This window comes from Methanoculleus frigidifontis (assembly GCF_030464345.1).
GTDB classification, from domain to species: Archaea; Halobacteriota; Methanomicrobia; order Methanomicrobiales; family Methanoculleaceae; genus Methanoculleus_A; species Methanoculleus_A frigidifontis.
Window position 1 is genome coordinate 1 of record NZ_VCYH01000020.1, and the last position, 11,579, is coordinate 11,579.

Here is an 11,579-nt window from a genome sequence, read left to right on the forward strand (position 1 = left end):
CAACATGGACTGGACCAGCATCGTCCTCCACGGCACTGCGGCGAAGCTCGGAAAGTATGGCTACAGCCGGGATCACCGGCCGGATAAGAAACAGATCACCGTCGGCGTCACAGAACTTGCCGACCCGTGTCAACGTCGGAATAAACCACATGATGCCCGCGTGGCCACAAGCATACCTTATTAAAATATAAGGGTGGCCATTTGTCCGGGGTAGTGAAGGCTGAGGAATCTTTGGGATCCGATCCCGTGGAATAAACTAACCAAGCCATCGTCTCGGAAGCATACCTCCTATATTCCCGGGCACTCATAACGAGGTTGGCGGGGTTACCCCCAGATCCTGATACAGTTGCCGTTGCGCATCCAGCATCTCGCCCACCCGCAGTGCTTTTCCCGGCTGTTCGAAACATTCGATGAGATCCAGTTTGTCCAGTACGCCCGACAGCGTGTAGTCTTTGAGCAGCCCTTTCACCTGCATCTGTTTTTTGATGTAGGAGAGGTAGATCAGTGCCACAAACTGGACGAAGAGCTTTCCGTCAAGACTCTGCTCAGACGACACCAGAACCCGCCGCATGCTCAACCGTTCCTTGAGGTTGCCGAATGCCTTCTCGACAACGTCTTTGTTGCGGTAGAGTTCAAGAGCCGTCACTGCATCCATCGTCTCATTGGTGATCAGGGCAAAGAATCCATAATAGCGTTTGACTTTGCTGACAACCTCTTCCCTGACTGTTACACGCGTTCCCCGTTTGGGCGTCGTCCTGATGAGGAAATACTTCTGGTAGAGTTTTTCGTGTTCCGGAACACGCTTGCCGGTTTCCAGTTCCTGCTTCAGTGCGAGCAACCGGCGGTCAAAGGCTTGCTCGTCCTCAGCCGCCTTGGCGATATTGTAATAGTAATGGATATACAGGCGACGCGGTTCCTGGAGCGTGTCTCCCTTGTATGGACGTTTCTGGGTGTACTTCCAGGTGGTTCGGACGGTTCGGCAGTAGAGCTCGTAATCCTCGTTGTACTGCTCGAAACTTCGGAACGTGTCGTAGATCGCGTCCAGCTCGGTTCGGACAAACACCAGGGACATCTTCACCGACATGAGGAACTTCACGTGGTCACGGTAGAGGCAGTTGATATTGGCTTCACTGTAACACCCGCGATCCATGACCAGTTTTACCTTCGAACAGCCGAGAAGTTCCAGGTCGGTGAGCAGATGCCGGATGGTCTTGGAATCAAGGATATTGCCCGCGAGTTTCCGGTAGTAGAACGGGAGGTTGGACTTCTGCCCGAAGACCAGAGCTAGTTTCAGTTGGGGCAGGCGGTCGTGCTCTTTGTTGTGGCCATACTGTACCTGGCGGAGTGTCTCCGAGTAACTGGAGAGAGAGGTCGTGTCATAAGCCCAGAACTCCTGTTCCAGCCTTCGTTTCCCCTGGAGGGTGAAGAATCGGCGTTTGGCCTCCTCGGTGATGCCGGCGAAGACCTCACTGCTGCGCTGGGAGGTGATGGGTTTGCCGTACGGATGCCTGTGGAGAGTGCTCCATTTCTCAAAGCGGTACAGGGGCGTGCTGTCTTCAAGGACAAGATAGTAGGCGATGGACAGGATCTGCTGGTAGGTGTCGGGGAAACACTGGCGTACGTCCTGCGTGATCCCCAGCTTCTCGCCGATGGCATCGAGCAGGTATGTGGCGCCGTAAAAGGATCGATGAACCTGCGCAGGTGCATCGGGTCCATCGTTCACGGGTACCGTAGCATCGTGCTTTTTGCGGTTTCTTCCGTCAGTAGGAACGATCTCGCCGGTTGCACTGTCCACCCGCCCGATCAGGGTGCGGCGAGCCCGTGACTGTTTCTTTTCGCTGTCCCAGTATGAGACGGAGTGATAGGCGTAGGTGATCCCCGATCGTTTGTCCGTTTGGTAGACTATTGCCGCCATGTGGGTTGCTGCCTCGTTATGTATCTATAACCCATAACGATGGATAAATCTATCGATTTAAGTCATACAGAAGGGTTGTTTGATATTTTAAAGGCACTGATAAGGGGGATTATTCGGCATCGTTATGTGTCAGCGGGAATCCAGGATGAATATGGCAGGAACCAGTTTCCGTCAGCGAGGAACCCAAGGATTCATCAGGGAGAAGGCGAAAGTGATAGCTCAGGTGGATCAGTTTTAGATGAGCCAAGTGGATCACTTTTGAATGAGCCAAAACAAACTCTGCAGAAGTGGGCACATTAGGGGTTATTTACTGAAAGTACAAGGATCTTGCGGTTTGATTATTCTACCTGGGGCGGAATTTACTGCGAAAGGCGGGGTTGAATAAAACGAGAGGGAGGAAACAGTTAGCGAATTACTGATACAGGAGAGCCATTTGAAATTTTAGAGGCAATAATTAGAGGGATTACTGAATCTCGGCGTGTGTCATCGGGGATCTAGGATGGAAACAAAAATCGTTCTTCCCAGTATCTAATTATCTGTGTTTCCGGTTGGAATTTCAATTCATCTGTATCAATTTCTAGGCCAAGGGCGATCTTTATTGCCAACAATGGCATATTCACTCCTGCTTCTGCGGTCAAAATAATCGTCCCACTTATTCTGGGATTTATTTCAATTATTTTCACTTCTTTTGAATGGCTTTCTTCAATTGCCTGATAATTTATAGGTCCGAAAAACTGTATTGATTTTGCTAATTTATGCCCAATTTCTTTCAATATCTGATGATCTATTGTTTTGCCCCGATAAGTTACTCCGTTTTGAATCTGCGTCCTTACTCTAGGAACTGTGCTAATGCAATTGCCATTCTTATCACATAGGATGTCCACTGTAAACTCTCGCCCTTCAATGTATTCTTGGAATATGTATTTGTCGAGTTTTCCAGTAAATTTTGAGGTATAGTATTCAAAATCCCTAGATGAATTAATGTATAAAATGTTAACGGATCCACAACCGTTCCTTGGTTTCATAATTATGGGATATTTAATTGAACTGCTGCATTCACAAACTTGGTTATATGTATATGTTTTTGCAAAAGGGATGGAATCCTTTAATTTTCTGTGTGCAACTAACTTGTCGATAGTGCACATTATTGCATCATACGTACTGACAATAACTTGGATCCCAAGTTTTTCAAATATTTCAAGGTTTCTCGAAAATATCTCGATGTGCGGATGCAATCCTGGAATAACCACCGGGATATTCTCTTCCTGGCAAATTTTTATTGTTTCTTCAACAATTCTATGCTCTTGCTCAAAGCTTTTTACTATTCGATAATTATCAGCCAAATGAATACCTGGACATGAGATATCGCCATCCACCACATAGACCTGAACAAGTTTAGATAAATTAAGACACTTTATTGCTGAAACAGCCATTTGGGAAGAACCGGATGTAATTAACACTGGAATGATAGGACTCATAAGTTATTCTCCAGCATTATTGAATGATGAAATATATGTTGGGCATGAAAGGATGTATTCTCCGTTTTTACAGCGTGGATCAAAACTTAATTTTGATATTTCTCTGTACGCAATGCATCCCCCCCCGCATGCATCAAAAATATCACATCGAGTACAATATTCTGAAGATACATTAATTCCTTTTAATTTTTCTAAAATCGAAGAAAATGATGATATCCGTAAATTACCCAGCAAATACTCATTGTTTCCAATTAATAATGGGCAGGGATAGACTTCACCCGAAGCCAGAACATGTAGGAAGCAAACATCATTTGCCTTGCATTTTGAGCGCTTATTTTTTGCGTTTTTGAAATCTGCTCTTCTTACCGCAAAAGATTCAAGCTTCATTTCAAGATTATATTTTCCGGAACTTTCCATAATTAGATCAGTAAAATCAATCCATTCCTGGGCATTTAGTATCAGGTCCTCTATATCGCTACCCCTTCCAACTGGCGACATATGAATATATGCATGAAAATGTACACCCAACGAACTAAGATGTTCTGTTAGGCATCTGATACCGTCGAGATTTTTTCTACAAACTGGCGTGAATACGCCAATGCGTATCCCCTGTCCAATAGACAGTTTCAAAGCTCGGATTGTTTTTTCATGCGAACCTCGAATTTGGGTGATCCCATCATGGATTTTATTGTCAAGACTGAATACTGTGAAAAATAGTCCGTCCAATTGCACTCTCTTAAAAAAATCTAATAAATTTCTATCCAATAGTGTTCCATTTGTACAAACCGTTGTAACCAGCCCAATTTTTTTTGCATATAAGCAAATTTCTTTTAAATCATTTCTCAGTAACGGTTCTCCTCCCTCTAAATGAACTTCGCTTATACCAAAATCTTTTGCTTCCGACAAAATTCGGAAAATTTCATCGTTTTTCAAGGGTTCATCAACTTCTTTTCCAGCTTTGGCATAACAGTGAATACATCTCAAATTACAGGCGTTCGTTATATGAAAATCCATGTATGCATCCCCTAAAATTTATTTTAGCCAACATTGCGGGTCTTGAGCTAAGTAATCCCCAGTTTTCAGATATGCACTCGCTCTACACCCTCCACAAACGTTACGATACAAACAGTCAGAACAGACCTTAATGTTTTTTCTATCTCGTAACATGTTTAGAATTCTAGAATTTTGCCATATCTCCAAAAAAGGTGTCTCACTAATGTTACCACATGAAATTCTCAATTTTGGACAAGGATACACTTCCTTATTAGGATCAAGTGTCGCTGATGCGACGCCTGCAATGCAACCACCACGAATATCATATCCTGAAAGTTTTTCTGACGCTTTATCAATCAAAAGGGTGTTAAATAAGGGCTCACAAAACATGCGTATGCCGCTATTTTCCTGAACAAAATCACAGATTTCTCTAAGTTCTTCTTTGGTTAACTCCAAATTCTTATCATTGCAGATATGGCGGTTAATGTTTATAGGAAGGTCATTAAAGGGATCGCTCAATGACTTGATGTAATGGAAATTTTCCTTTGTCGCGACAAATGTTATACTCAGCGGGATGTTGACGTTTTTCAGAAGAGAAATGTTTTCCAGTACTGTATCATATGAACCGTCCAAACCAACCCAAGCATCATGAATGTCCCGATGGCCATAAACAGCTACTTGGACTGATATTTTTATACGATCCTTAAGTATTTTATCAATTAGTGATTGAGGAGGAGTTATCGTACCGTTTGTTGCAAGATGAACATTATATCCATAACTTCCAATTAAACTGATTATTTCTGTAATCTGCTCATGTAATAAGGGTTCACCACCTGTTAACGAAACATCGATTATGCCCATATCTTTTGTATTCTCAAGCAAATTATTGATATCATGCAATGAGAGTGATTTTGGTTCCTCTTTTTTACCATAGCAATTGGGACAACTTAAATTACAGCGCTCGGTAATCGAGATGACCAACTGAAAAAGAGAAGGAGTACCTGTTTCCATATTTAAACCTCTCAATATATATTACGCTAGTTCCAAATAACAGATATTAAACCTTTCGAATTTCTGTTATGGAAGATCACAGGAGAATTTGAACAACCACTCATCTGAAGTACCCAGGACTTACGCAGTTGATCACAAAGTCGATCATTTTCAGCGTTATTGCCGTGTTGACTAACTCCGGTCACCCGACCACAAAAGTGAAGGTGACGGCCGCCCCTGCCGCCCCTCCATGGCTAAGAAAGAACGCTGGGGACGACCGTACCCTGATACTCGCGACTGCAGTATCTATAATGAACGGCTGGTTCGGCGGGGTGAACTCTACATCGCACTTGATTTCCTCAATCGCTGGGACGACCTGCTTGCGGAGATGAATGCCGGGAAGTGTGATCGTCCGTATAAGTATCCGGAGCCGTTCATCGCATGGATGGCCTGCATCCACATCTTTCTCCTGATGCCCTACCGCCAAATGGAGGGGTTTGTCCGGAAGCTCGCGGAGTTCATCCCCCGTCTCACGGCGGCGGACTACACCACGCTCTTCCGGCGGATAGAGCAGCTGGATCTCTCCCTGAAGGTCACTCCCGAGTTCCTTGCCGAGGACGTGATCATCGCCGTCGACAGCACCGGGATGACCGTCACGAACCGTCTTCGCACGGATCCGGGCACGCAAAGGATATAAAAAAGCGATTGTGGCATTGGCGCGGAAGGTAGTATCAATTATTCATCATCTCCTCGCAAACCACGAAATGTATGTCGAATCGCCGGGGACGGTGAAGGAAGTGAAACTGCCCAAGATCAGGCCGGACGCAGAAATGGATCATGGCGAGATGATTCAAATCCTTACTCAGGCAGGATACATCGTCCGGAAACTGAACACCGAGTGATAACCGAAATCGAAGAGGATGAGGCAGTTCTAGCGGAGGCTCTGCATACCCATAGAGTGGTTTTCATACCAGCAATCTGGGGTGAAATTTACTGCGAAAGGCGGGATGAAGTCAGCAGAAGTGGGCACATTAGGGGTTATTTACTGAAAGTACAAGGATTTTGCGGTTTGATAATTCTACCGAGGGCTCAAGTTAGTGCGAAAGGTGGGTTATAGTTCCCGATCGACCTTTTCCCATGAGCATGCGTACCAATTTTGCAATTCGGTGCGAATCTGCCTCTCTTGCTGCCTTGGGCGACCGGCTGGGGGAGATCAGCGGTCTGATCGACTGGGATCCGTTTCACCCGCTGCTTGCCGATCTATGCATGAATGCCGAGAGTCGAGGCGATAATCCAAACTATGACGTTGTTCTAATGATCCGGCTGCTGGCATTCCAGGAGAAGAGACCAACCCTACTTCCCGTGAAGATTGATGGTGTTGATCAGGGCGGCGAATCCGTCGAGTTCCATCTGCAGCACGGCGTTCTTCGTCATGCCCATGCTGGTCTCGGCGTCCGCGGTCAGGGTCTCAGGTCCACGGACGACCTCCCGGTAGACGCCGTCTGCGGAGAGAACCTTCTGCGCCTCGCCGTCGTGCACGAACGCCCTGCCCGGGATGATGACGACCTCCTCGAGCTTTGCCGGGTCGATCTCCCGGAGATCGTCGAGGGTGATCAGGCAGGCGATATCCTTCTTTACCTTGACAACCCGGGGCTGATACCCCCGGATCTGCAGAACCCGCTGGATGAACGGCGCGGCAATACTCCCGGTGACAACCGACGCACGCTTCCTGACACGGGGGAGTTTCTTTACGAGATCGGGTTCGTGCAGGATGGCGAAGGGAGAGCCGATCTCGGGGTCGCCGAGGGGAGTGCCGCTGACCTTCATGGAGAAGCGGCCGTTCATGGCGTCAACCGTCTCCGCAAACTCTTTCACCGTCTGGACACGCTGCCCTTTGATGATCGGAGCGTTGCCGAGGATCAGCCCCTGCTCGAGCGTGTTTGCAAACCGCATCAGGATGAGGCCGCGCACGCCCCGCTCCTCCAGCCATGCACAGGTCTCTTCGAGCACGGCGCCGTCGTTCACGCCCGGGAGGATCACGGCTGCGGCGTAGACGTCAATCTCCTCTGCGAGCCGTTCCAGTACCCGAAGCGAGGCCTCCGGCGTCGGATCGCGCATCCAGCGCTTCCGGAGCGCAGGGTCCGATGCGAAGACCGTGTAGGAGACCTCGGTAAGGCCGCAGTCGATGAGGTGATCGGCGATGGCCGGGTCATCGAACCCCTTCCCGCTGGTGTAGCCGATGTGGAGCGGCGCCTCCAGGGAGGCGAGGAGGTCGACGAGGTCGGCAAACGCCGGGTAGCAGCTCGGGTCGCCGCCACCGCTGATGGTGACGCGGGTGATGTCGTCGCTGCTGACGCTGATGTTGGCCAGTGTCTCATCTGCAACCGTCCGCAGGTCTTTGAAGCCCTGGTATCCCTCCCGGACGCCCCGGGTGCAGTAGTCGCATCCAACAGAGAACGGGAGGCAGTAGCGGCATCCAAGCGGCCGTGTATCGGACACATGTTTAAAATAACAATAATTGCAGAAGCCCCTGCAGTCGAGCCCGGGGCGGCCGCCGATATCAACGGTGAGATGAGACATACGTTGCGTACATTCTATCGTCATTGCATAATGGTTTTGTGATGCCAGTTTTCGAGCCACGATCAATGATTATCCTATATTCCCGGCCACTCATGCGAGGTCGGCGGGGTGACCCCCAGATCCTGATACAGTTGCTGTTGCGCATCCAGCATCTCGCCCCCCCGCAGTGCTTTCCCCGGCTGTTCGAAACATTCGATGAGATCCAGTTTGTCCAGTACGCCCGGCAGCGTGTAGTCTTTGAGCAGCCCTTTCACCTGCATCTGTTTTTAATGTAGGAGGAGAGGTAGATCAGTGCCACAAACTGGACGAAGAGCTTCCCGTCAAGATTCTGCTCAGACGAAACCAGAGCCCACCGCATGCTCAACCGTTCCTTGAGGTTGCCGAAGGCCTTCTCGACAACATCTTTGTTGCGGTAGAGTTCAAGAGCCGTCACTGTATCCATCGTCTCATTGGTGATCAGGGCAAAGAATCCATAATCGCGCCTGGCTTTGCTGACAACCTCTTCCCTGACTGTTACACGTGTCCACCGTTTGGGCGTCGTCCTGATGAGGAAATACTTCTGGTGAGAACTTCGAACAACCTCTCCTCCTCCAAAGTACTTTATAGCCACGGATCGACCTTTTCCCCATGAGCACGTTCACCAATTTTTTAATTCGACATGAATATGCCTCCCTTGCAGCTCTGGGTGATCGGCTGGGTGAGATCAGCGGTCTGATCGACTGGGATGCCTTCCGCCCTCTCCTTGCCGACCTCTACACCAATGCCGAGGGGAGAGGCGGTCGTCCGAACTATGACGTTGTTCTCATGATCCGGCTGCTGGTGCTCCAGCAGTGGTATGGTCTCTCGGATCCCGAACTGGAGCGTCAGGCGACCGACCGGATCTCATTCCGCCATTTCCTGGGATACCCGGAATCCATTCCGGATCGGTCGACGGTCTGGCTGTTCCGGGAACGCCTGGCTAAAACTGGGAAGGAGACTGCGATCTGGGATGAGTTCCAGCGGCAACTCGAGGAGCAGGGTCTCACGATCAAGCGGGGTGTCATGCAGGATGCCTCGTTCATCACCGCCGACCCCGGACACGCCTCTGCCGACACACCCCGGGGCGAGCAGGCACGGACGCGGCGCAGCCGCGACGGCACCTGGGCCAAGAAGGGCTCGAAATCCCAGTTCGGCTACAAACTTTACATCCTGCTCGACAAGGACAGTCAGCTGATCCGCCGGATCGAGACCACCACCGCGTCACTCCATGACAGCAGGATCGATCTCTCCCGCATAGGCGAAACGGTCTATCGTGACAAAGGCTATTTCGGCGTGAAACCGCAGGCATCTATGGACAAGACCGTGCACCGGGCCGTTCGCAACCATCCCCTCTCGATCAAAGAGAACCGGAGAAACAAGGCCATCAGCAGAACACGATCGCTGGTGGAACGGCCGTTTGCCGTGATCAAGCGGGTGTTCCATGCAGGCCACCTCATGGTCACGACCGTTGCCAGAGTACGGGTCAAAAATGTCTTCTCCTGTATGAATTTCAACTTCAGGCAACTTCTCACTCTTCAGGCGCAAGCTGCCGAGCGGTAGCTCTCGAGAAAACTCACAAGAATCCTGGATATCCAGGCGTTCAGGAAGGGGAAGGCTCACCGGTGAGCGCAGGAGGCGAGAGGAGGGGGGAGATGAGCCAGGGTCATTCGCCCTACATTCCCGTGAATACATGACGAGATGAAATTAAAATGGCTGAATTTCATTTGAACCCACTTTCCGCAGGTCTTTGATCACAAATAGTAATTTACATACTCCTCCCCGAGCAGCCGGAGAATCTTCCAGAACTCCGGGGTCATGTTCGTAACCAGCACCGTCACCTCCTCTTCCGCCCGGAACCGGAGTTCCCGGACGCGCCGGAAGCGGAAGAAGAGCCACTTCAGGGTCGGTTTCTGTGTCTGCTTCTTCGTCTGGCCGGTCACCGTTTCCCCAGTCTCCTGCAGTTTCCGGCGGAGCCGGAACTCGGTCATCGCATAGATGAAGAGGCAGAGCACCATGATCATCGCCAGCGCCTGGATCCGGGATGGTTTCTTGAGATAGATCTCCGCCACCCGGAACGACGGGTCTTTGGGGAACCGGAACCCGCGCTCCACCGTGCCCTGTTCTTTGTAGTTCATCAGCAGATCGTCCGGGGAAAGGTCGAGATCGTTCGTTGCCAGAACGAACCGGCCGAGTTTCTGCCGCCGATCCGCGACGGCATCTGGGTCGTGTTCAATCTCGGCTGAGATCCGGTAAACGGTCTCCACCGGCTCATCCGCCTTCGGCCGGCCGCGTTTCTTCGTCGTCTTCCGGGTGACACTCCTGATATCGAGTGAGGTGAAACAGAACAAGCCGTGCTCCTGCAACCACTTTTCGGCAGCGATCCGGGCATCCGGTTCGCAGGCGAACTCCCGTGCCCCGAGCTTCCGGAGCGACGTTTCTGCCTTTGTCTTGTCTTTCTCCAGCCGTTGTGCGAACGTCTTCTCCTGCCGTTCCTGCATCGGGGCCGAGTGGTAGACGACCCACTTCTGCGGGATGCCGGCATACTCAGACACATGCTCTGCATACCGGTAGCGGTCGTCGGCGCACGGCTGCAGGGTGAGATCGGCAGCGACAAGCGCTTTCACCTCGTTCAGGGTCGCCGGCACCCGGCTGATCCAGAAGGTGCGGGTGCCGAGCGTCGCGAGGTTCTCGGCCGTATAAAATGCGGCATCGGCGATATGGTAGACCTTGCCCGGGTGCTGCAGGTTTTCGGTGAGCTGGGTGATGATCGTCAGCAGAGTCTTCTTATCGGACTCGTTCCCGGAGAAGGTCTGCAGAAAGAGCGGGATGCCGTGCTGGTCGGTCGCCATCCCGAGAACGAACTGCTTGAGATCCCACCGCCCGTCTTTGGGATGGCCGTAGGTGATGGTCATGTCGCGGGAGTCGAAGTCGGCGTCATACTCCCCGCTGACGCTGAAGGCGGTGGTGTCGACGTGGAGGCAGTGCGTGCCGTAGTCGCTGGCGAGCAGACACTCGGCGACGATCGCGTTGAAGAGCTCGGTCGGGCCATACTCAGCGATGGCATCCAGCGTCCTGCCCAGGACGTCGTCGTTGAGATGCTCGATGGTGATGCCGTCGCCGAGGAGCCGGTCGACGGCAATGTCTGAGAAGAAGTCCGGATAGAGGTAGAGCCGCCGTTCCACGAACCCGAGGCCGTTGAGCACCATGGCCTTGACGATTTCGCCGTGGGTGAGGTGGTGCTGCCGTTTTTTCGGAATGGCACGGTCGACGACCCCGGCGATCCCGAGGGAATCAAACGCACCAGCGACGATCCCGAGATGGCCGATCGAGACGTCGGAACCTTCGATGAACTCTGCAGAAGTGGGCACAGCAGAGGTTTTTCCGGAAAGTACAAGGATCTTGCGGTTTGATAATTCTACCAAGGGCACAAGTTAGTGCGAAAGGTGGGTTTGAAATTTTGAGAGAGCTTTATTTATCTGAGGATTTCGAAAAACCGCCCTCTTCTCAAAAGTACTTTATAGTCCCGGATCGACCTGATCTCCATGAGCACGTTTACCAACTTCATAATTCGGCACGAATATGCCTCTCTTGCCGCCCTGGGTGAT

At 50.8% G+C, this 11,579-nt stretch carries 8 protein-coding genes and 2 pseudogenes; 3 read left to right on the forward strand and 7 right to left on the reverse strand.

Annotated features, from left to right (window positions below; genetic code table 11):
- A partial coding sequence (locus FGU65_RS15665; protein ID WP_301665449.1) for a hypothetical protein occupies positions 1-184 on the forward strand: 184 nt, incomplete at its 5' end.
- A 120-nt stretch (positions 185-304) separates the two neighbouring features.
- Here the strand turns inward: FGU65_RS15665 and FGU65_RS15670 are convergent.
- From FGU65_RS15670 to FGU65_RS15685, 4 genes are all read right to left on the reverse strand, one after another.
- Positions 305-1,915, reverse strand: coding sequence for an IS1634 family transposase (locus tag FGU65_RS15670; RefSeq protein ID WP_301665440.1), 1,611 nt, complete (start codon positions 1,913-1,915; stop codon positions 305-307).
- A 494-nt stretch (positions 1,916-2,409) separates the two neighbouring features.
- On the reverse strand, positions 2,410-3,393 hold the full coding sequence (locus FGU65_RS15675) for an ATP-grasp domain-containing protein (protein WP_301665441.1): 984 nt from the start codon (positions 3,391-3,393) through the stop codon (positions 2,410-2,412).
- 3 nt (positions 3,394-3,396) lie between these two features.
- Positions 3,397-4,407: a radical SAM/SPASM domain-containing protein gene (locus tag FGU65_RS15680; protein ID WP_301665442.1), complete on the reverse strand. Its 1,011-nt coding sequence runs from the start codon at positions 4,405-4,407 to the stop codon at positions 3,397-3,399.
- An 18-nt stretch (positions 4,408-4,425) separates the two neighbouring features.
- Complete coding sequence (locus FGU65_RS15685; protein WP_301665443.1) at positions 4,426-5,397, reverse strand: radical SAM/SPASM domain-containing protein; 972 nt, start codon at positions 5,395-5,397, stop codon at positions 4,426-4,428.
- Positions 5,398-5,626: 229 nt separating this feature from the next.
- Here FGU65_RS15685 and FGU65_RS15690 point away from each other — a divergent pair.
- Positions 5,627-6,040: pseudogene (locus FGU65_RS15690) on the forward strand (transposase); the annotation flags it as partial.
- 689 nt (positions 6,041-6,729) lie between these two features.
- Here FGU65_RS15690 and mmp10 read toward each other — a convergent pair.
- Both mmp10 and FGU65_RS16015 read right to left on the reverse strand, forming a co-directional pair.
- The gene (mmp10, locus tag FGU65_RS15695; RefSeq protein ID WP_301665444.1) at positions 6,730-7,956 is read right to left on the reverse strand and encodes a methyl coenzyme M reductase-arginine methyltransferase Mmp10; all 1,227 of its coding nucleotides are present in this window, start codon (positions 7,954-7,956) and stop codon (positions 6,730-6,732) included.
- Positions 7,957-8,030: 74 nt separating this feature from the next.
- A pseudogene (locus tag FGU65_RS16015) lies at positions 8,031-8,521 on the reverse strand (IS1634 family transposase); the annotation flags it as partial.
- A 62-nt stretch (positions 8,522-8,583) separates the two neighbouring features.
- Here FGU65_RS16015 and FGU65_RS15710 point away from each other — a divergent pair.
- Positions 8,584-9,534, forward strand: a complete 951-nt coding sequence (locus FGU65_RS15710; protein WP_301665447.1) for an IS5 family transposase — start codon at positions 8,584-8,586, stop codon at positions 9,532-9,534.
- A gap of 191 nt (positions 9,535-9,725) precedes the next feature.
- On the opposite strand, the gene FGU65_RS15715 is transcribed toward FGU65_RS15710, so the two are convergent.
- Entirely contained in the window at positions 9,726-11,321 is a 1,596-nt protein-coding gene (locus FGU65_RS15715) for an IS1634 family transposase (protein ID WP_301665448.1), read from the reverse strand.
- Positions 11,322-11,579: the final 258 nt, after the last annotated feature.

Coding starts and splice junctions, on each gene's coding strand:
- FGU65_RS15670 (WP_301665440.1), bottom strand. CDS start 1,915: ATGGCGGCAATAGTCTACCAAACGGACAAACGATCGGGGATCACCTAC.
- FGU65_RS15675 (WP_301665441.1), bottom strand. CDS start 3,393: ATGAGTCCTATCATTCCAGTGTTAATTACATCCGGTTCTTCCCAAATG.
- FGU65_RS15680 (WP_301665442.1), bottom strand. CDS start 4,407: ATGGATTTTCATATAACGAACGCCTGTAATTTGAGATGTATTCACTGT.
- FGU65_RS15685 (WP_301665443.1), bottom strand. CDS start 5,397: ATGGAAACAGGTACTCCTTCTCTTTTTCAGTTGGTCATCTCGATTACC.
- mmp10 (WP_301665444.1), bottom strand. CDS start 7,956: ATGTCTCATCTCACCGTTGATATCGGCGGCCGCCCCGGGCTCGACTGC.
- FGU65_RS15710 (WP_301665447.1), top strand. CDS start 8,584: ATGAGCACGTTCACCAATTTTTTAATTCGACATGAATATGCCTCCCTT.